General features: G+C 70.4%; 17 protein-coding genes and 1 pseudogene. 8 read left to right on the top strand and 10 right to left on the bottom strand.

Annotation, left to right across the window (positions count from 1 at the left end):
- Window positions 1-270: 270 nt before the first annotated feature.
- Entirely contained in the window at window positions 271-1,350 is a 1,080-nt protein-coding gene (locus tag VGV13_19945) for a hypothetical protein (GenBank protein ID HEV8643358.1), read from the bottom strand.
- Between the two features lie 16 nt (window positions 1,351-1,366).
- Entirely contained in the window at window positions 1,367-1,828 is a 462-nt protein-coding gene (locus tag VGV13_19950) for a hypothetical protein (GenBank protein HEV8643359.1), read from the bottom strand.
- Window positions 1,829-1,903: 75 nt separating this feature from the next.
- Here VGV13_19950 and VGV13_19955 point away from each other — a divergent pair, with 75 nt between their 5' ends.
- From VGV13_19955 to VGV13_19985, 7 genes and pseudogenes are all read left to right on the top strand, one after another.
- Complete coding sequence (locus VGV13_19955; protein HEV8643360.1) at window positions 1,904-3,124, top strand: cytochrome C; 1,221 nt, start codon at window positions 1,904-1,906, stop codon at window positions 3,122-3,124.
- Window positions 3,125-3,304: 180 nt separating this feature from the next.
- The gene (locus tag VGV13_19960) at window positions 3,305-5,041 is read left to right on the top strand and encodes an iron ABC transporter permease (GenBank protein ID HEV8643361.1); all 1,737 of its coding nucleotides are present in this window, start codon (window positions 3,305-3,307) and stop codon (window positions 5,039-5,041) included.
- Window positions 5,042-5,271: 230 nt separating this feature from the next.
- Entirely contained in the window at window positions 5,272-5,520 is a 249-nt protein-coding gene (locus VGV13_19965; GenBank protein ID HEV8643362.1) for an AbrB/MazE/SpoVT family DNA-binding domain-containing protein, read from the top strand.
- Complete coding sequence (locus VGV13_19970) at window positions 5,514-5,849, top strand: type II toxin-antitoxin system PemK/MazF family toxin (GenBank protein ID HEV8643363.1); 336 nt, start codon at window positions 5,514-5,516, stop codon at window positions 5,847-5,849. Before VGV13_19965 ends, VGV13_19970 begins: the two co-directional genes overlap by 7 nt.
- A gap of 39 nt (window positions 5,850-5,888) precedes the next feature.
- On the top strand, window positions 5,889-6,977 hold the full coding sequence (locus VGV13_19975; protein ID HEV8643364.1) for an ABC transporter ATP-binding protein: 1,089 nt from the start codon (window positions 5,889-5,891) through the stop codon (window positions 6,975-6,977).
- A 313-nt stretch (window positions 6,978-7,290) separates the two neighbouring features.
- Complete coding sequence (locus tag VGV13_19980; GenBank protein ID HEV8643365.1) at window positions 7,291-8,334, top strand: Gfo/Idh/MocA family oxidoreductase; 1,044 nt, start codon at window positions 7,291-7,293, stop codon at window positions 8,332-8,334.
- 22 nt (window positions 8,335-8,356) lie between these two features.
- A pseudogene (locus VGV13_19985) lies at window positions 8,357-8,491 on the top strand (ABC transporter ATP-binding protein).
- 117 nt (window positions 8,492-8,608) lie between these two features.
- Here VGV13_19985 and VGV13_19990 read toward each other — a convergent pair.
- The 5 genes from VGV13_19990 to VGV13_20010 all read right to left on the bottom strand — a co-directional run bounded on the left by VGV13_19990 (window position 8,609) and on the right by VGV13_20010 (window position 16,658).
- Complete coding sequence (locus VGV13_19990) at window positions 8,609-9,232, bottom strand: hypothetical protein (protein HEV8643366.1); 624 nt, start codon at window positions 9,230-9,232, stop codon at window positions 8,609-8,611.
- 57 nt (window positions 9,233-9,289) lie between these two features.
- Window positions 9,290-11,947 (bottom strand): marine proteobacterial sortase target protein, encoded by a 2,658-nt coding sequence (locus VGV13_19995; GenBank protein HEV8643367.1) that lies wholly within the window; start codon window positions 11,945-11,947, stop codon window positions 9,290-9,292.
- Between the two features lie 21 nt (window positions 11,948-11,968).
- Window positions 11,969-12,631 (bottom strand): OmpA family protein, encoded by a 663-nt coding sequence (locus VGV13_20000; GenBank protein HEV8643368.1) that lies wholly within the window; start codon window positions 12,629-12,631, stop codon window positions 11,969-11,971.
- A 258-nt stretch (window positions 12,632-12,889) separates the two neighbouring features.
- Window positions 12,890-15,508 carry a sigma 54-interacting transcriptional regulator gene (locus VGV13_20005; protein HEV8643369.1) on the bottom strand — a complete coding sequence of 873 codons (2,619 nt, stop codon included), beginning with the start codon at window positions 15,506-15,508 and terminating at the stop codon, window positions 12,890-12,892.
- A gap of 73 nt (window positions 15,509-15,581) precedes the next feature.
- The gene (locus tag VGV13_20010) at window positions 15,582-16,658 is read right to left on the bottom strand and encodes a tetratricopeptide repeat protein (protein HEV8643370.1); all 1,077 of its coding nucleotides are present in this window, start codon (window positions 16,656-16,658) and stop codon (window positions 15,582-15,584) included.
- A gap of 114 nt (window positions 16,659-16,772) precedes the next feature.
- Here VGV13_20010 and VGV13_20015 point away from each other — a divergent pair, with 114 nt between their 5' ends.
- Window positions 16,773-17,693, top strand: a complete 921-nt coding sequence (locus tag VGV13_20015; GenBank protein HEV8643371.1) for an acyl-CoA thioester hydrolase/BAAT C-terminal domain-containing protein — start codon at window positions 16,773-16,775, stop codon at window positions 17,691-17,693.
- Window positions 17,694-17,697: 4 nt separating this feature from the next.
- On the opposite strand, the gene VGV13_20020 is transcribed toward VGV13_20015, so the two are convergent.
- The 3 genes from VGV13_20020 to VGV13_20030 form a co-directional block, all read right to left on the bottom strand.
- Window positions 17,698-18,657, bottom strand: coding sequence for a serine/threonine protein kinase (locus VGV13_20020; GenBank protein HEV8643372.1), 960 nt, complete (start codon window positions 18,655-18,657; stop codon window positions 17,698-17,700).
- Window positions 18,654-19,529, bottom strand: coding sequence for an exodeoxyribonuclease III (locus VGV13_20025; protein HEV8643373.1), 876 nt, complete (start codon window positions 19,527-19,529; stop codon window positions 18,654-18,656). The genes VGV13_20020 and VGV13_20025 overlap by 4 nt, the downstream gene beginning before the upstream one ends.
- Window positions 19,530-19,552: 23 nt before the next feature.
- A partial coding sequence (locus VGV13_20030; GenBank protein ID HEV8643374.1) for an SRPBCC domain-containing protein occupies window positions 19,553-19,804 on the bottom strand: 252 nt, incomplete at its 5' end.

Raw genomic sequence — 19,804 nt, forward strand, 5'->3', positions numbered from 1 at the left:
GTCGGCTTCGAACGTGATCGCGCGCGTCGTGATGGACGGGTCGAGGCCTTCGGGCGCTGGTGGCATGACGCTGAAGATACCTCAAGGCGGGTAGGGGCGTCCTCGTCACCGAAACTTCGTCGGCCGGCCATCATGGCGCAATCTTCACCGGGCATCGTTCCTCGCACACGAAGACGTTTCCACGAAGTTCGTTCGCGAACGCGAGCCAGACGACTCTCTTCATACGTCACCTCCAGGGCGTCGGAGGCTCTGCACGCGAAGTGCCAGGCATCAGCGCACGATAAATTTCTGCGCGCGCTTCCCGGTATCCACCTCGGTCGTGTAAATGTTGCCCTTGCTGTCGACCGCGAGGTTGTGGATCCAGTGGAACTGACCGGGGCCGCGGCCGTTGCGCCCGAAGGTTCCGAGGATGCGGCCACTCTCGCGCCCGAGCATCCACACGTGGTTGTTCTCGCCGTCGGCGTTGTAGAGATAGGTCTGCTTCGCGTCTGCGGAGAGATCCACGTCCCACGTCGACCCGTTGCCGTGCGTCTCGGGGGCAACGATGAACTCCTTCACGAACGTGCCGTCCTTGCCGAAGACCTGGATGCGGTTGTTCTTCCGGTCGCAGACGTAGAGCAAGCCATCGCGCGAGAGGCGCACGCAGTGGACGGGGTTGCCGAAGGGCTTCACGCTGGTGTCGCCGGGCGGCCGGCCGTTCGCGCTCCAGTGTCGCTTGTAGGCGCCGGTGTCGCCGTCGAAGACGATCACGCGGTGGTTGCCGTAGCCGTCGGCGACGAACAGCTCGTTGGTGGCCGGGTCGAGCACCATGTTGGCGGGCCGGTTGAGGTGCCGCGTGTCGGCGTCGTTGCCGACGACGCCGGGCTCGCCGATCTTCATGAGGAACTTGCCGTCGCGGGTGAACTTGAGGATCTGACCGTCCTTCGGGCCGTTGCCGGCGATCCAGACGTTGTCCTTCCCGTCCACGAAGATGCCGTGCTCGTTCTCGGGCCACGAGTAGCCGGTGCCCGGTCCGCCCCACGACTGGATGAGGACGCCGTCGGCGTCGAACTCGAGCACGGGCGGCGCCGGCGCACAGCAGCGCGAGCGCGGCGGATTCAACGTGGCGCCCCGTTCGTCCTCGGTGAGCGACTTCGGGCGCTGGATCACCCAGACGTGATCGCGCCGGTCGGTGGCCACGCCGGCCGCTTGCCCCATGAGCCAGTTGTTGGGCAGAGGCTTGGGCCAGAACGGATCGACCTCGACGCGCGGGGCGGACGACTCCGAGGTCGCCGCCGAGGAAGCCAGCAACCTTGCGAGGAGCCACAGCGTGATGGTGAGGGCGGGCAGGACGATCGGCCGTCGGATCATGGCCGCGAGCCTCCTCTCAGCGGGTTGCCGGTATCCGTTTCAACTCGACGGGGCCTTGCGGGCCCCAGCTGAACTTCGACGTTCCGGATCCGAGCATCTGGTTCGGTTCGACCCGGTTCAACAGCAACTGCTGGGCGCCGTCGGGCGCCGCGGAATCGACGATGAGGGCCAGGCCACCGTTCAGTGCGGCGAACCGTCCCTGCACGTTCACCGACACCTGATCGCCGCGCGTGAAGTAGCTCATGACGCCGCTGAGACCCGGCGTCCGCCCGCCGAGCACGAGCCACGAGCCGACGTAGACGCCGGATCCGGAGCCCGCGTCGTCCCGCTGGTCCGTGATGACGAGCGTCAGCGGTGTATCGCCCCAGGTCCCGGCCCACATGCCGCCCACGTTCGGCACCGCGATCGGCGCTGTCGCGGGCGCGACGGTGCAGCCCGCGAACAGCAAGCCGAGGAGCGCGAGACGACGGGCGGTCACGACGGCCGATACTGTAGCACCTTGCCCTGTCGATGCCTTGGCGCTACCCTCGGCGCGGCGTGAGGAGGGAACACCATGGGACTGCTTTTATCCTTGATCATCGCCGCTCTGCTGTGCGGGGCACTTCCCGCCTGGAGTCAAGAGTTGCCCGAAGGAAAGGGCAGGGACCTGGTTGCGGCCAAGTGCAGTAGCTGCCACGCGTTCCACGCGCGCCTTGGCGCCGGATATACAGCCAAGGGCTGGACCACCGTCATGCGGATGATGGCCAATCACGGAGTGGCCATGTCAGCGGATGAGGTGGGCACGATGACGGAGTACCTGACCAAGAACTTCCCGGAGAAGGGCAAGCCCGCCGGCGTGGTGATCCCTGGTCCCGCCAAGGTCTCGATGAAGGAGTGGCAGGTGCCCACGCCCGGGTCGCGGCCGCACGATCCGCTGGCGGCGAGGGACGGATCGCTCTGGTACACGGGCCAGATGAACAACGTGCTCGGCCGGGTCGATCCGAAGACCGGCAAGATCAGGGAATATCCCCTCACGACGCCTCACTCCGGACCTCATGGTCTGGACGAGGACAAGGACGGCAAGATCTGGTACACCGGCAACACCGGAGCGTTGATCGGCAAGCTCGATCCCAAGACTGGCGCGGTCACCGAGTACAAGATGCCGGACCCGGCCGTCAAGGATCCGCACACTCTGATCTTCGACCAGAGCGGAATCCTCTGGTTCACGGCGCAGAATTCCAACCGGGTGGGGCGGCTCGACCCCAAGACGGGCGAGATCAAGCTGCTTACGCCGCCGACGCCGAAGTCGCGCCCCTATGGCATGGCGGTGAATTCGAAGGGCACTGTTTTCATCGTCCTGTTCGGTATCAATAAGGTGGCGAGTGTCGATCCGAAGACGCTGGGAATTCGTGATTACGTATTGCCGGATCCGGCGTCCCGCCCCCGGCGTCTCACGATCACCAGCGACGACATCGTGTGGTACAGCGATTTCTCGCGCGGCTATCTGGGACGTCTCGATCCCGCCACCGGCACGGTGACCGAGTGGCGCTCTCCGAGCGGGCCGAAGTCCGAGCCCTGCGGCATCTCGGCGATCAACGACGTCATCTGGTACAGCGAGTCCGGAACGACCCCGAATTCGGTCGTGCGCTTCGATCCCAAGACCGAAAAGTTTCAGAGTTGGGCGATCCCGGGTGGCGGCAACATCGTGCGCAACACCTCGGTCACGCCGGACAGCAACTTCGTGCTGGCCAACAGCTTGGTCAATGCCGTGACCCTGGTCAGAATCTCGAAGTGAAGCACAGCGACAGATCGCTATAGGAATCCGGTCGGGTCGGACAACTCGGGAAAACGGCGCACGGCCCTGGCGACCGATCGCATTGCCAGGATGAAGGAGGAGTACGAGAAGGCCGGCGGTGTCCGCAGCAACCTGCGCTACGGGTACGTCATCAAGGCCCAGGCGTAGTCAATCAGCGCCATGGCCCACGTGCTGACGGCGCCGACGCCGAGCCTGGCCTCGCGTCGGTCTGTCCGGGTCGAGCACGTGGTCATGGCCGTCGCGGTCCTGGCCCTGGCCGTCCTGGTCGTGCTGCCCCTGACCTTCCTGGTCTGGGGCAGCATGACCGCCGACGGCCGCCCAACGCTCGTGCACTTCAGCGAGGCGCTGGGAAGCCGGCTCTACGTCCAGGCGCTCCGTAACTCCCTCGTCCTCGGTCTCTGGACGGCGGCGCTGAGCGTCGCCGTCGGCCTGCCGCTGGCCTGGGCGGTGAGCCGAACGAACACACCTGCCAAGCGCTTCGTCCACCTGACGGCGGTCGTCTCGTACGTGACGCCGCCTTTCCTGACCGCGATCGCCTTCGTCAACCTCTTCGGTCCCAACGCGGGCCTGGTCAACCGCTTCGTCCGCGACGTGCTGGGCGCGCCCGCGCTGACCTTCAACGTCTTCTCGATGGCCGGGCTGGTCCTGGTCACCGTGCCCCACACGTTTCCCTTCGTGTACCTGCTGGCTGCCAGCGCGCTGGAGTCGGTCGATGCGTCCATGGAGGAGTCGGCCCAGATCCTGGGCGCGAGCCGCTGGCGCACGGTGGCGGCGGTCACCGTCCCCCTGGTGGCGCCGGCCGTCCTCTCCGGCGCGCTGATCGCCTTCGTGAACGCGATCGCGCTCTTCGGATCGCAGGCGATCATCGGCCTGCCCGGTCGGGTCTTCACGCTGCCGACCCGCATCTACGCCCTCTTCGACTATCCTCCGCAGTACGGGCTGGCCTCGGCGATGTCGTTGATCTTCGTCGCCATCACCGTCGTGGCCCTCTACCTGCAGCGTCGCTATCTGGCCAAGCGCTCGTACGTGACGCTCGGAGGCAAGGGCAGCCGGCCGCAGCTCGTCGACCTCGGCCCGGCCCGGTGGGGCGTCTTCGCCTTCTGCGTGGGCGTCTTCACGGTGGCGGTGGCGGCGCCGTACCTGACCCTGCTCGCCGTATCGGTGAGCAAGTCGTGGGGGCTCCAGTTCTGGCAGAACCTCACGCTCCAGCACTACCGCTTCGTCCTGTTCGAGTACGACGTCACTCGCCGCGCCATCTGGAACAGCCTGCTCCTGGCCAGCGCGACGGCCACGCTGGCCGTCCTGCTGGGGAGCCTGGTCGGCTGGATCGATCTCCGGACCGCGCTCCGGGGCCGGAAGCTCCTCGACTACGCCTCGCTCATCCCGCTGGGCCTGCCGGGCATCGTGGTCGCCGTGGCCCTCATCCAGTTCTGGCTCCGGGTGCCGCTCCCGATCTACGGCACGCTCCTGATCATCCTGCTGGCCTACACCGGGCGCTACGTGCCGCTGGGCGTGCGCTCGGCCAACGCCGCGTTCCGCCAGATCGATGCGTCGCTGGAGGAGACGGCGCGGGTCACCGGCGCCGGCTGGCTGCGCACGTTCAGGAGCGTCACCCTGCCGCTGGCCCGCCCGGGGCTCTTCGCCGGCTGGCTCCTCGTCTTCGTCCCGGCGCTCCAGGAGCTGAGCGCGTCCATCCTGCTCTTCAGCTCCGGGTCGATCACCCTCGCCGTCGCGGTGTACAACCTCTACGAGACCGGAGCCCTGGAGCCGGTGGCGGCGCTGGCGATCGTCACCATGCTGATCATCACCGCGGCCATCGTCCTGGCCACCCGGCTCGGCCGGGGCGCCGCCGGCGCCGGGATGCCGCGCGTCGAGCGGGCTGCGGTGAGCCAGTGATGGCCGGCATCGGCTCGGTCCGGAGACGTAACGTGGCGGCGGGTATCACCAGCCCGCGTAACAGGGCGCGGCAGGCCGCGCGGCCGCTAGTGGCGCTGACGAGATAGGGAGAGGTTGTGATTGACCGCCTAACTTCGCGCTCCGGCCGCTGACCGGGGGCGCAGCCGGCGTCCGGCTTGACTCAACGCGCCACTGTGCCTACATTGTAGCCACACCGGAGGGGTCCCCGAATGAAGGCTCGGCTGGTGCGCATCGGTAATTCGCGGGGGATTCGCCTGCCCAAGCCTCTCATCGAGGAAGCCGGTCTCACCGAGGAGGTGGAGGTCCGCGTCAGGGAGGGCGCTCTCATCATCATGCGCGCGGCGCGGCCCCGTTCCGGGTGGGCCGAGGCGGCGAAGCGGATGCGGCAAAGGGCCGAAGACCGGCTCGTGGCGGGACCGACGCCCACACGATTCGACGACAAGGATTGGAAGTGGTAGCGCCCGTAGGGGGCAGGCGCGGCGAGGTCTTCCTCGTCGACCTCAATCCCACCCGGGGCGGCGAAATCCGCAAGACGAGGCCCTGCGTCGTCGTGTCCCCCGATGAGCTGAACGCTCATCTCCGCACGCTCATCGTTGCCCCGCTGACAACCGGGGGTCATCCATACCCCTTCCGTGTTCCATGCCGCTTTGGTGGTAAGGCCGGCTCTGTCGTCGTCGACCAGATCCGCACCGTTGATCACGAACGGCTTCTGCGGCGGGTGGGGCGGCTCGCGCCGGCAACACTGGGTAAGACGCTCGCTGTCCTGCAGGAGATGTTCGCGCCGTAGGGCCTCGGGCTGCGCGGCCCCTGTCCCGGTGACCGACTGATGGCCGGCATCCAGATCGAGCGGGTGACCAAGCGGTTCGGCGCGGTGACGGCCGTGCGGGACCTGAGCCTCGAGATCCGCGACCGCGAGTTCGTCACGCTGCTCGGGCCGAGCGGCTGCGGCAAGACCACGCTCCTCCGTCTGATCGCGGGCTTCATGGCGCCGGACGAGGGCGCGATCCGCGTGGGCGCGGCCACGCTCTCCACTCCGGCCGGGGTCGTCCCGCCCGAGCGGCGGGGCATGGGGATGGTGTTCCAGAACTACGCCATCTGGCCCCACAAGACGGTGTACCAGAACGTCGCCTTCGGCCTCGAGGCCCGCAAGGTCGGCAAGGGCGAGATCCGGGCGCGGGTCGCGCGAATTCTCGAGTCGGTCAACCTCTCGGGGCTCGACCAGCGCTATCCGAGCCAGCTCAGCGGCGGCCAGCAGCAGCGCGTGGCCCTGGCCCGCAGCCTCGTGGTCGAGCCGGGCATCCTGCTCCTCGACGAGCCGCTCTCGAACCTCGATGCCAAGCTCCGCGAGCGGATGCGCTGGGAGCTGAAGGATCTCCAGCGGCGCACCGGGATCACCTTCGTCTACGTCACCCACGACCAGTCGGAGGCCATGGCGTTGTCCGACCGGATCGCGGTGATGCACCAGGGCGAGGTGATGCAGCTCGGCGGGCCCCGCGAGGTGTACACGCGCCCGGCCAACAAGACGGTCGCGGACTTCATGGGTCTGGTGAACCTGATTCCCGGTCGGGTGATCCGGGCCGCCGGCGACGAAAGCCTCGTGGCGGTGGGCGGTAGCCATCCGATCGGCCTCGCGCTGCCCCCGGGCACGGCCGAGGGACAGACCGTGCAGGTCGCCGTTCGTCCCGAGAGCCTCCATCTCATCGCGCTGGCTCCGGGTTCGACGGCGGAGGCCCCGGGAACCATCCCCGGCAAGGTGGCGGACGTGACCTTCCTCGGCAACGTCATCGACTGCCACGTGACGCTCGACGACGGGTCACGGGTCCGGGTGCAAATCGATCCTGGCCGCACGCTCGATGTCGGCCAGCGCGTGGGTGTGCGCTTCGACAGTCAGGTGACCAGCGTGTTCAGCGCCTGACCGGGGGACATCGCCCAGGACGACAGATTGCGCTCCGATACCGCGCCTGTCCTCTCCAGATAGTCGATCACGTCGCGGCGATCGTCGGGGTCAGGCGAGAAGCCATGCCGCCCCGTCCGGTCATTTCGTTCGATAGACGACGAGCCGGTCAACGCCGGACTCCGGCGCCCAGACCTCGCCCGGACGGCCGAGGATCTGGCGCACGTTCGCGCCCCCGTCGCTCAGCAGGCGGCGCCTGGCGCCCTCCTGGGGAGCAAGGGGTTCATCGCGTGCGCTCCTCCGGATACGTCCCGCGGTGTTACCATGGCGCGCCATGACCGACCGGACCATCCGCGTGGGTTTCGTGGGTGCCGGCAAGAACACTCGTAGCCGGCACATCCCGGGGTTCCGGGCGCTGCCCGGCATCGAGCTGGTCGCGGTCGCCAACCGCACCAAAGAGTCGGGCGCGCGCGTCGCGCGCGAGTTCGGCATCACCACGGTGTACGAGGACTGGCGTGACCTCGTGCGCGCCGGCGACGTCGACGCGGTCTGCATCGGGACCTGGCCCTACATGCATTGCGAGATCACGCTGGCCGCGCTCGCGCAGGGCAAGCACGTCCTCTGCGAGGCCCGCATGGCCATGAACGCCGCCGAGGGGTGGCGCATGCTGGACGCCGCGCGCCGGGCGCCGCACCTGGTCGCCCAGCTCGTTCCGGCGCCCCATACGCTCGAGGTGGATGCGACCCTCCAGGCGCTCCTGGCCGAGGGCTACGTGGGCGGGGTGCTCGCCATCGAGCTCCAGGCGGCCCAGGGTCGCTTCGTCGAGCCGGAGGAGCCGCTACACTGGCGCCACGACGCTTCGGTCAGCGGGCTCAACATCCTCAACATGGGCATCTGGTACGAGGCGATGATGCGCTGGCTGGGCCCCGCGCGCCGGGTGATGGCGGTGACGAAGGTCGCGGTCCCGCGGCGCCGCGACGCCGGCGGCACCTGGCACGAGGTGCGGGTCCCTGATCACGTCGACATCCTGGCCACGCTGGCGGGCGGCGCCGTCGCCCACCTCCGGTTCAGCGCGGTGACGGCCCTGGCGCCGCCGAGCGAGGTCTGGATCTTCGGGACCGACGGCACGCTCCGACTCGAGGCCGACGCCAGGCGCCTCTGGGGCGGACGGCGCGGCGATCGCGAGCTCCGGGAGGTCCCGATCCCCGCCGAGCGGCGGATCGGCTGGCGCGTCGAGGAGGAGTTCGTCAACGCGATCCGCGGGCACGAGCAGGTCTCGCGCACGACGTTCGAGGACGGCGTGCGCTACATGGAGTTCACCGAGGCCGTGGCCCGGAGCGCCGCCCTCGGCCAGGCCGTCGACGTTGCCGTCCTCTGACCCGTCCGAGCAGCGCAAGAGGGTGCTCTTCATCACGCACCAGATCGACGAAGCAGTGTACCTGGCCGACCGCGTGGTGGTCTTCTCGGCGCGCCCAGCGGTGGTGAAGGCCACCATTCGGGTGGACATCCCGCGCCCCCGCCCGCTCTCCGTGAAGCGCCAGCCGGCCCTGCTCGCGTGCGTGGACGAGATCTGGCGCATGGTCGAGGAGGAGGTCCGCAGCGGGATGGTGCCGCGCGCCTCAGCGAGGGGTCGCGCGCTGCAGCGCGCGCGCCTATCGCTTCTCCATCGCGAATTCGAGGGAGAGCTCGTCTTTACCGTCGGGGGAGAGCGTCACCGTGAATCGCGTGACGTCCGGATCGAGCGGCGGGAAATACAGGAACCCTTCCATCCGGCTACCGGCGGCGATCTCGCCACCCCGAAATGCCCGCGTCAGCACCTCGGCGTACGCTGAGTACCCTCCGCCGACCGGGACGCCGACCCCGACGCCGCCGCCCACGCCCCCGCTGCCACCGCCAACTCCGATGGAGAAGAGCGGGCCGCCTCCCCATCCCCCCCGGCCGCTCAGGGCGAGGTGGTGCGCCTGCTCCGGCGTCAGGAAGCTCCACTGGCGCCGCGTGGAGTCCGTGAGCGTGATGCGTTCCGGCGGGAGCCGCACCGGACGGGACGTAACGTTCTCCACCACGAGATAGAACGGCAGGAGCGCACGGTCCAGGTCTCTGGGTTCGTACTTCCACGCATCCACCGTCACCGTCGCGCGTATTCCCCCGCGCTCCACGGCGATGCGCCGTCCGTCATCCGTCGCGCCGGGTCCCACCGCCAGAGGCTTCGCCCGCGCCGCGCATCCCGGCAAGACGACGACGAGCGAGAGCAGAGCAGCTAGCCCGAGCCGTGACATCGAGACCGAAGGCCTCAGCCAATGCATGGCCGCCACCCCTCCACTCGAGAGAGTGTATCACTCGCTCTTTTCGGCCGATGCGTCCGCCGTCACCACGTAGCGCAGCGGGCCTCCGGGTCTGACGGCGTCGAACGGGTAGCAGGTCAGCAACACCAGGGCGGCCGGGCCATCTCCGCTCCGGATGACAGCGGAGCCCGAGTGAACCACCGTCACCTCTCGCACGCGAAACCGTGAGCGGGGACGGCCCGGCGCCTCCACGAGGATCTCGTCGCCCGGCTGCACGCGTTTGAGAAAGCGGAAGTGGGTATCGCGGTGTCCCGTCACGATCGCCACGCCGGGCAGACCCGGCGGGGGGCTGCCCGGCGCGTGGCCGGGCCCGAACGCCAGCGTGCGGCCGCTCACGCCGGCCAGGACGATGAGATCGACGCCGTGGGCCGGCGCCTGCAACCTCGCCACCGGCCACGTGTCGGCCCAGGGCCAGGGCTTTGCCTCCGGCTCGCCCGCGAGTGTCCGCGCCCACGCCCGCTGCAGCAGGTGCTGGGCCGCCCGGGCCTTGAGGGAGATCCACGCGCCCTGGCCGAGCTGCCCGACCCCGAGCCCGACCAGGACGGTCACGATCGCGACGCGAAGCGCCCTACCTCGCATGCCGGCCCGTCTCGGCCGGGCGAACGTGAGGTCGAGCCGCCGACAGATGCCGAGCGCGGTCGCGAGCAGCAGCGCGCCAAGGCCGAGCACGACGTGGAGCGGTCCGGCGCTCGCCCCCTGACCCAACCCGAAGACCGCGTGGTAGTCCCACCCGGCCGGAAGGCTGGTCTTGAGCGCGTGCGGGTGGAGGCGCGCGTCTGGGGGCCGGACGGGGGTGACGTCGACCGCGACGAGACTGGTGTAAGCGCTGACCAGATGATGGGTGAGGGCGACGGCGATCACGGCGTGTCGGATGTCGTCGTCCGGCGCGCCGGCGCGTCGCTGGTCCATGAGCTCGGCGATCTTCGCCCGCGCCCACTGCACCGACAGTCCCGCGCCGTCGGCCGCCCGGTGGAGCGCCAGCTCGTGCTCCCACTCACTCGCTCCGAAGCGGCCATGCAGCACCGCGTGTGACGGCAACGTCCGGGCCTTGAGGGCGACCAGCACCGGCTCGCCGAGGTAGAGGTCGGGAATCCGAGCGGGCAGGACCTCGGCGTCGATGCTGGCAAGGTCGAGGCGCACGTCGGTCAGCGCCGGCGACTCCAGCTTTCGGAAGAGCGCGATCATCTTCTGCTGCACCTCGGCCGGGCTGCCGATGTAGGTGAACGTCCCGCGGCCCAGCCGGGCGGCCTCCCGCATGAAGTGGCTGTTGGGGGCGGAGCCGATGCCGATGGTGAACAGGCGGCTTCCCCCCAAGCGCTCCCGGATGGCCTCGAAGAGCTGCCCCTCGTTGCCGACCGCGCCGTCCGTCAGGAAGATGACCTGGCGCAGCCGGCCGGACTCCTCCTGGCCGTCGAGCGCGCTCAGGAGGGCCGGCAGCATCTCGGTTCCGCCCTGGGCCCGGATGCGGTCCACGTACCGTTCCGCCTCCCGCACGTTCTGCGGGCTCGCGGGCCGGGCGCCCGGGAACAGGCGATCGGTCTGGTGGTTGAAGCGCACGACGTTGAAGGTGTCCGTGGGCCCGAGCCGTGTCAGCGCGAGCTTCAGCGCGGCCTTGGCCTGCTCGATGGACGCGCCCTCCATCGAGCCCGAGGTGTCGATGACGAAGATCGCCTCGCGCGGCAGCCGCCGCTCGAGGACGGTCGGCCCCGGCGGCATCACCATCAACAGCGCGTACACCTCGTCGCCCTTGGACTCTGTGAGCAGGACGGCCGCCGGCGCCGCCCCCGCCACGGGCTGCCACACCAGCTCGAAGTCCCGATCGGCGGGGACGCTGAACTGATCGAGCGTGATCTCGTACCGACCGGCGCTCAGCGGGGTCGTGTGGATCCGGTGATAGGGGGATTCGAGCCCCGCCAGCGGCACGCCGGCGTCGAGCTCGATGCGCAGGCTGACCGGGTTGATCGGCCCTCGGTCCGGGCGCTGGACCGGCGGAGTGATCCGCGAGGCGTCCGGCACGGCGTCCGTGTCCGCCGCCCATCCCGGACCACCGTCCGTCGGCGCCGGCACCCCCGGGATGTAGCGGGGGCCCACGACCATCGGGAAGCGCAGCCGGAACTGCCCGGCGTCGTAGCGGACGGCCTGCTGGTATTCGATCTCGACCACGATCGCCGCGCCGGGTGGGATGTTGGCGATCGAGGTGGTGAAGATGTTCGGCCGCTCCTGCTCGACGAGGCTCGCGCGTTTGCCCTCCTGCTTGGCGTGCTCGTAGGTCGTCTTGGCCGCCGCGCGCTCCTGGATGACCCCTTCGATGAGCCGCTCGCCGACCCGCATGCGCAGGTGGTCCACGGCGGCGTCGTCCGGCAGCGGGAAGACGTACAGACCCTCGGCCCACTCGCTGCTGGGATTGAGGAACTCGTGGCGGACCGTGGCGCGCAGGACCATCCCGGTGACGCGCATCTCGACGTCTGTGTCCAGCACCGGCGCCGGGCCGGGCGTCTGCTGCCCGGCCGTCCGCCAGAGCAGCGTGCCTTCGGTGACGCGACGGGGACGCGCGCCCGCGTCCCCGCCCTGGCCCGCGGCCGGGCCCGCGGGCAGGGCCATGACGACGATCAGGAGCACCAGCAGGGCACCGTTCCGGAGACGTCTCATCGTCGACTCCTCACCGGCCGGTCAGGGGAGAGCGGCGCCGTTCGAGCCCCGGTCGAGCTTCTCGTCGTGCGCGGTCACCGCCCGGGCAGGCGCGGCCGACGCGCGGGCGAGCTTCCGGATCTCGAGGTGCACCCGTCGGTTGAGCCGCTGGCACTCGGGGCGGAGCTCGTCGCACACGGAGCCATCCTGGCCGATGGTGACGACCTTGACCGAGGCCTCGGGGACGCCCAGCTCGACCAGGAACTGCTTGACCGCCTCGGCGCGGCGCCTGGCCAACCCCTTGTTGTACTCGGGCGGCCCCTGACGGTCGGCGTAGCCCTGCACGAGCACCGCCCAGGTATCGGCTCGGTCCATGAGCGCAGCCTTTTCCTCGAGCAGACGGACCGCGTCGGCCCGGAGCCGGGTGCTCTTGAAGTCGAAGTAGACGTCGGCGTGCGTGACCTCGGCGCCCCTCGGCGCCGTCGCCACGGCCCGGGAGGCGGCCGGCGCCGCGGCCGGGGCGGTCGTCGGCGCCCCGGCGGGGGCGGCCGCGACGGCGCGCGGCTTGGCGGCCTCCGCGCCCTTCGAACGGGCCCAGTACGCTGCCACCGTGCCGGCGACGACCATCAGGAGAACCCCGACGAGCAGCGCCACCAGCCCCTTCCCACTCGCGATCCCTGTTGCCTGTTGCCCGGTGTCGACCATGGCTGTTTCCTCCTTGGCCGGAAGAGAAGAGCAACGGGCGAGCCACACCGGCTGCCGGCGCGGAACGAATCGTTTCGCGGACTTGGGCCGACGCCGAGCGCGCGCGGTCGCGGGGACGGCCCCGCATCCCCGCGTGGGGCCCCGCATCGGCGGTGGGGGCTCAGGGAGCCTGTCGGGTCGTCGAGGGGCGCCCCGGCGGAGCCGTGGCGCCCCGAGCGCTGGGGGGTATGGGGGGCCATGTCGGGGCCCCCCATCTTGTCAGACGCGCGCGGTCGGCGGATGGCGCTCGAAGTGCTGGCGAACCAGGAGATCGAGCGAGCGGAAGTGGCGCTCGGGCAGGTTCTTGAAGCGCCGCCGACACGCGGCGACGGCCGCCTCGGCGCAGTCGAATCCCTCGACGGCCCTCAGCAGGTGCTCGTGATACTCGCCGAGCTTCAGCTCCACGGAGCGGACGAGCGCCGGGTCGCCGGCCAGTGCCAGGGCGGCCTTCGCCCGGTCGCCGCCCGCTTCCACCAACGCGCGAAAGCCCAGACCTTTGAGTCGTTGAGTCACCGTGCTCCGGTCCCACCCCAGGGCCCGCGCGGTCGCCTGCATGTCGAACCGATTTTGCCGCAGGCAGGCCAGCACCGCCGTGTCGCCGCCGGCTTCGACCTTGGCATCGATCGGCCGTGCCAACCGCAAGTCCTCGGGCGTGAGGACTCCGCCTTCCGCCAGCGCCACGGCCTGCCGGAGGCAATGCTGCAGCTCCCTTACGTTGCCGGGCCAGTCGTGCCGCTCGAGAGCCAGCAGGGCGGCCTCGGACAGGGTGACGCGCCGCCCGGCTTCGGCGGCAGCATCCTCCATGAAACCCGCGGCCAGCGGCGCGATATCGTGCCGCCGCTCCCGGAGCGGGGGCAGCCGGAGGACGAGGCCCTTCAACCGGAAGTAGAGATCCTCGCGGAACCAGCCCTCGGCGATGCCGTGCTCGAGGTCCCGGTTGCTCGCGGTAACCACCCGCACGTCCACCGCGGTGGGGCGCGTGGCCCCGACCCGGTAGAAGGTCTTTTCTTGAAGGACGCGAAGCAGCTTGCTCTGGTGGTCGGCCCGCAGCTCGCCGATCTCGTCCAGGAAGATCGTTCCCCGGTCCGCCTGCTCGAAGTATCCTTTCCGCTCCCCGACCGCGCCCGTGAAGCTGCCCTTCACGTGGCCGAAGAGCTCGCTCTCGAACAGCTCGGGCGGGATGGCCGCCGTGTTGACCGCGACGAACGGTCCGCCGGCCCGCGGGCTCAGGCGGTGCGCCGCCCGGGCGAACAGCTCCTTGCCCGTCCCCGGCTCGCCGCCGATGAGGATGGGCAGGGACGAGCGCGCCGCCTTGGCGAGGTCCCGGAACAGCGCCAGCACGACGGGATCGCGGGTGATGATGCCGAGCTCCGCGCACTGGCGTCGCAGTCGCTCCTGCTCGGCGTCGTCGAGCCGCCCCGGTCGGGGATCGGCGGCTCGCAGCTCGCGCTCCAGGTCGCGCAGCCGGCTTCGCGTCTGCTCCTCCTGCTGCCGGGCCTCCTCAAGCTGCGCCCGTAACGCATCCGCCGTCCGGAGCAGCTCGCGCTCGGCGCCGGACGATCGCGCCACGGCCGTCCGGGCCGCCTCGAGGTCCTCCTCCAGCGTCTCGACGGTGGACTCCTGGCGCACCAGCGCCTCCCGGATGCCTTCCATCTCGCTTTCGAGGTGCCGAACGCGATAGGCCGACCCGAGCTGGTTCCACAGCAGGCCGACGGCGCCGGCCACGATCACCGCTGCGAGCGGCAGGAACACCGGCAGCAGGACACCGGTCAGCGGCGGCGAAAACCGCAGAAGGCCGGCATAGCCGGAGGCCAGGGCGGCAACGCCGGCCAGCCCCTGCCACCAGCGCAGCGCCAGGCACGCCCATGCCATCAGCCCGGCGGCGGCCAGCGTGCCGAGCAGCGTCCAGCCGACGGGCATCTCTCTCCGCCACGACCCGGCCAGCGCGGTGTTCAAGAGCTGGGCCTGGATCTCGGCGTCGGACATGAGGCCGACCGGCGTGCGGTGCGGCTCAAGGGCCGGCCCGGCGAGGACGAGCACGATTTTGTCTTCGACCAGGCGCTGGAGCGTGTCCACCCGCCGCTCGTCGATCGCCGTCCAGATCTCGAGGAATGGCACGCGCTTGAGCCGCTCCGGCGCAACGTAGCCGACGAGGGCCCGGCCGCGTCCATCGACGGGGATCCGGCCCGACCCTGGGACCGACACCTCACGGCCCTCGACGACGATCTGATCCGCCCGCGCGTTCGCGAAAACGCTCGCCAGCGCGAGGCCGAGCGCCGGGACCGCGCGGTCGCCGAGTCGGACGAAGAGCGGCACCCTGCGCACGACGCCGTCGGGATCGACCGGAGTGAAGGTGTGGCCGATGGCCTTGGCGTGCTGGGCGAGCCCCAGCCGGGGCCCGCCGAACGGTCGTACTGCCGGCACCCCCGCTGGGACCTGGGAGAGTGGCGGCCAGGACGCGTGGGGTGGGAACGCCGGGTCCGTCGGCGCCGGCGCCCCGGTCGGCTCGAGCGCGATCGGGTAGACGACATTGTCGGCCAGCGTGGTCGCCTGGCTGAACAGCGCGTCGCTCGACGCGCCCCCACGGCCTGGCGCGCTCGACTGCCCGATCGAAGCGTCGACGCCGATGGCGGCGGCGCCGGCGCGGGAGAGGCTGGTGATGACCCGGGCGAGTATCACGCGGTCCCAGGCGCCCGTGCCGAATCGGGCCTCGCTGGCCGGATCGCGGACGACGACCAGCAGGGCGGAGCTGACCGGCACCGGCTCCCGCACACGAACCCAGCGGTCGTAGACGGACCACTCGAGCGCTGTGACGCCCGCGCCGCCCAGAGTGGCCACGCCCAGCGCCAGGAGGGTTGCGGCGAGCCCGATCAGCGCGCCCGTGAGTGCCCGGACGGGAATCGCGAGTTCCCTAGCGGGTCCGCGGGCGCAGACCCTCGGCGGCCGCGCCCTCGAGGTAGTCGAGGATCCGAGCATCGTGGGCGGGCAGGTGTCCCTCGACGCCCTGCTCGTAGAGCGTCTCGAGCAGCTGCTGAGCCGGCTCGCTCAACGCGGAGGCCTCACGGATCAACATCGGCACCGCCTCCCGGATGCGTCCCTGCCGAAGCAGCGCGCCGCCCACCGTGTCATGGCCGTTCGCCGGGAGGTCCGGGAAGTCCCTCCAGAGCTCCGTCCGGTATTCGCGGAACGCCTGTTCGACGGCCTGGCGATCAGCCGCCCCGCGCCGTCCCCGCCCCAGCGCCACCTGCCGCAACTGCGCGAGCGCTTCGTGCGCCTGCGTCACCCCCTGCTCGGCGGCCCGGAACCACCACATGATGGCCGTGGCGACATTGCGCTCGACCCCCAGGCCCCCGGCGTAGGCGGTGCCGGCGAAATACTGCGCCCGCGCGTGCCCTGCCCGCGCGGCGGCGAGGAACTCGGGCGCGGCCTCCGTCTCCCGGTGCGCCAGCTTCAGCATGAGCGCCAGGTTGTAGCGCGCGTCCTGGTGCTGCGGGTCACCCGCGAGGACGCGCCGGTACGCCTCGATCGACCCGTCGAGATCCCCCTGCGCATAGCGCACGACCCCCAGGCTGTAGTGCGCCTGGAGGAGGTCGGGGTGCGTCTTCAAGACGTGCTCGAGTTCGAGGCGCGCCGCTTCCCACTCCTGCTTGGCCACGAGCGCCGAGGCCAGGGTGAGGCGCGCCTGGACGGCGTCGGGCTGCCGGTGCAGGGTCGCCCGCAGCTCGTCGACCGCGGCATCGAGGTCCCCCATCCCGTAGAGGGCGAGCCCGAGGCTCGAGCGGGCCTGGAGCAGGTCGGGCCGAAGCCGCAACGCCTCGCGCAGCGCCGTCGCCGCCGCGGCCATCTCGCCGCGGGCGATGAGCGCCTGGCCGAGGTCGACATATGCCTGGGCGCGGGCCTCGGGCGTCGCCTCCTTGCGCAGGGACGGGGGCGCAGGCGCGGTGATGCAGCCTACCTGAACGATCGTGAGCAGCACGAGGAAGAGCACCAAGACGTAACGATCATAGCAAAGCAGATCGGGCCGCTCGGGTCTCTGGGGATTGACAGCCGCCGCCCGGTGGGCGATGGAGAAGGACGCCGGACACCATACGGGAGGAGAGCCATGAGCGCGCGCCCCGCCGTCGACCCGGACCACGTCGTCCTGACCGAGCCCGTTCCGGGCTCGGACATCCCCGTGCACCTCATGTACGTCCCCACGCTCGACGGGCTCTATGCCCCCATCGGCCTGAGGCGGCCGCCGGGCCAGGGACGCGTCCCGATCGTGCTCCTGGCCTCGGGTAACGGCGGTGGGGGAATGCCCTGGGTCCGCGAGGCGGTGCGCAACCGCGGCTACATCATGGAGCGGCTCTTGAGGGCGGGCTACGCCGTGGCCTGGCTGCGGTACCGCGCCGAGGTGGAGCTCGGCTACCACAAGGGCGGCCGGCTGGTGGAGGACATCCGCCAGGGGCGGCAGCTCCTCAACCGCTCACCGCTGGAGTACGAGGACGAGATCGACGTCGTCAAGTACGTCAAGACGCTGCCCTTCGTGGATCCGAACCGCGTCGGGCTGGCGGGGGTGAGCCACGGCGGGGAGATGATCTTCAAGCTCACCAGCGAGTACCACGGCGTCGCCGCCGGCGTGGCCTGCGAGCCCGCCAACCACGAGTTCCTCGACCTCACCCCCGACGAGACGGCCCGCGTGAAGCCCGAGACCCAGCTGCGCGACATCGAGGAGATGCAGATGCGCCAGGTGGCCAAGGTGAGGGCGCGCATCAACGAGAAGGTCGCCCGGGAACGCATCCGCACGATCCGCACGCCGATCCTGGTCCTGGGACGCGAGGACGATCACCTGCAGGGTATCTTCCGCGTCAGCTACGACCTGCTGCGGGAGGAGGGTAAGCAGGCGGAGTGGGTCTCCTACGACCATCCGGTGCACGGCTACCTGTTCCCCGTCCGCGGCGCCGATGGCGCCTACGCCGTGGACGCGATGCAGGAGAAGGCCATCGACGTGGCCATCGACTTCTTCCACCGCCACATGAAGTGAGGGGCTATGTCTGGCCGGCCAGCGACTCGAAGATGTTGAAGAGCGCCTCGTACTCCGCCGCCCAGTAGCCGTCGGTTCCGAAGGCGGGGAAGCCGCTCCGGAACGACGCGTCGTCCCAGCGCCGGGCGATCCACGCCGACATGTAGATGATGCGGAGCGCGCGCAGCGGCTCGCAGACGGCCAGCGTGGACCGATCGAACTCGCGGAAGATCTCGTAGCCCTCCAGGAGCTGCGCGCGCCCCCGTCGGGCCTGCTCGGAGTCGCCGAGCGAGAGGAGCCAGAGGTCCTGGACGGGCGGGCCCACCAGGCAGTCGTCGAAGTCGAGCAGGATGGGACCGTCGGCGCCCCAGACGACATTTCCCCAGTGGAGATCGCCGTGGATGCGCTGGGCCCGCGCCCGGGCCAGCGGCTTGGCCACGGCATCGGCGATCCGCAGGGCGAGGTCACGGTAGCGCCCGGCCATCGGCTCGCGCAGGACGCCACCCGACAGGAGCACGTCGAGCGGCTCGTGGACGTACCGCTCCACGGTGAGGCGCGGGCGATGCGCCGCGTCCCGCGCGGCCCCCACGGCGTGCATGCGCCCAATGAGCCGCCCGATCTGCCGCAAGCGCTCGTCGTCCAGCTCGTCGAGCGTCCGCCCGCGCACCTTGGGGAAGGCGGCGTAGAGGATCCCGTCGATCTCGGACAGCGTGGAGCCCGTGCCGAGGTCCAACGGCGGCACGGCCGGGAGCTCGGCGGCGGCCAGCTCGGCGAGGAAGGCATGCTCGTCGAGGATCGTCTCGCGCGACCAGCGCCCCGGCCGGTAGAACTTCACGACCAGCCGGCGCTCGTCCTCAAGCTCCACCTCGTAGACGCGGTTCTCGAACGCGCGGAGCGGCAGGCAGCGGCCGGTGGAGCGCAATCCCCCGACCTCCACCGCATCGAGGACGCGGTCGGGCGTGAGCGCGGAGAAGCTCGCGCTCAATGCGCCCGTCGGGCGGCGGTCCGCTCGTCGGCCCCCGTCCAGCCGGCATCGAAGGGGTGTCCCGGCTGATCGAGGTCGATCACGAGCGGGGCGTGGTCGGAGGGGATCGGCTTTCCCTTTCGAGCCTCACGGTCGATCTCGGCCCACATCGTTCGCTTGGCGACACACGCGGTGACGAGCAGGTGATCGATCCGCATCCCGAAGTTCTTGTGGAAGTTCCCGGCGCGGTAGTCCCACCAGGTGTAGCGGCCCGGCTCCCGATGGTGCAGACGGTACGCGTCGACCAGGCCCCAGGCACAGAGCCTCCCGAGCGCGAGCCGCTCGGGCTCGGAGACGTGGGTTCCTCCATGGCACGCCGCCGGGTCCCAGACGTCCGCGTCTTCGGGGGCGACGTTGAAGTCGCCCCCCAGAACGAGCGGCTGCTCGGGATCGGCCGCGGCGGCGAGCCAGCGGGCCAGGCGGTCGAACCAGACGAGCTTGGCCTGGTAGAAGGGCGAGCCGACGGCTCGCCCGTTCGGCGCGTACAGGCTCACCACGCGGATGCCGCCGCACACCGCCGAGATCATCCGCGCCTCGGCCAGCGGCTCGTCGTCCGGAATGTCAGGCGTCGCCGAGGGGCGTAGCGGCTCGCCGAAGTTCGTGACGACATCGCCGATGCCGACGCGGCTGGCGATGGCCACGCCGTTCCAGCGGCCCTCGCCGTGGTGCGCCAGCTCGTAGCCGGCGCTGCGGAAAGCGTCGCCGGGGGCGTCGGCGTCGGCGAGCTTCGTCTCCTGCATCAGCAGCACGTCGGGCTTGGCCCGCTCGAGCCACCACGTGACCTTCTCGAGCCGGGCTTTCAGGGAGTTGACGTTCCAGGTGGCGATTCGCATGCTCTGGAAACCCTACCGCACCTTCACGTTCGGCACCACTCCGCCTGCCGCTTGAGGGCGACGTTCATTTCCTGGAACCCGCGCTTGGTATCTCGATCAAGGCTGCCCCGGAACAGCGGAACCAGGACGCCACGGCACCGCTCGCTTTGCTGAACCCGCACCTGGCCATTGGGTAGGGGTTCTATCACGAAGCGATGCTCCCCATCGAAGATCCCCGGGATCAGGAGGCGGGAGGCCCCTTTCTCCGGAGCGCCGTCGATGGAGCGAATGAAGGG

The sequence above is a fragment of the Candidatus Methylomirabilota bacterium genome (assembly GCA_036001065.1).
GTDB lineage: Bacteria > Methylomirabilota > Methylomirabilia > Rokubacteriales > CSP1-6 > MNEF01.

Bases quoted from the DNA above. Each gene is read 5' to 3' on its own strand.
- VGV13_19980 (HEV8643365.1), top strand. From the start codon at position 7,291: ATGACCGACCGGACCATCCGCGTGGGTTTCGTGGGTGCCGGCAAGAAC.
- VGV13_19955 (HEV8643360.1), top strand. From the start codon at position 1,904: ATGGGACTGCTTTTATCCTTGATCATCGCCGCTCTGCTGTGCGGGGCA.
- VGV13_19995 (HEV8643367.1), bottom strand. From the start codon at position 11,947: ATGAGACGTCTCCGGAACGGTGCCCTGCTGGTGCTCCTGATCGTCGTC.
- VGV13_19945 (HEV8643358.1), bottom strand. From the start codon at position 1,350: ATGATCCGACGGCCGATCGTCCTGCCCGCCCTCACCATCACGCTGTGG.
- VGV13_19965 (HEV8643362.1), top strand. From the start codon at position 5,272: ATGAAGGCTCGGCTGGTGCGCATCGGTAATTCGCGGGGGATTCGCCTG.
- VGV13_19975 (HEV8643364.1), top strand. From the start codon at position 5,889: ATGGCCGGCATCCAGATCGAGCGGGTGACCAAGCGGTTCGGCGCGGTG.
- VGV13_20015 (HEV8643371.1), top strand. From the start codon at position 16,773: ATGAGCGCGCGCCCCGCCGTCGACCCGGACCACGTCGTCCTGACCGAG.
- VGV13_19990 (HEV8643366.1), bottom strand. From the start codon at position 9,232: ATGTCACGGCTCGGGCTAGCTGCTCTGCTCTCGCTCGTCGTCGTCTTG.
- VGV13_20025 (HEV8643373.1), bottom strand. From the start codon at position 19,529: ATGCGAATCGCCACCTGGAACGTCAACTCCCTGAAAGCCCGGCTCGAG.
- VGV13_19960 (HEV8643361.1), top strand. From the start codon at position 3,305: ATGGCCCACGTGCTGACGGCGCCGACGCCGAGCCTGGCCTCGCGTCGG.
- VGV13_20000 (HEV8643368.1), bottom strand. From the start codon at position 12,631: ATGGTCGACACCGGGCAACAGGCAACAGGGATCGCGAGTGGGAAGGGG.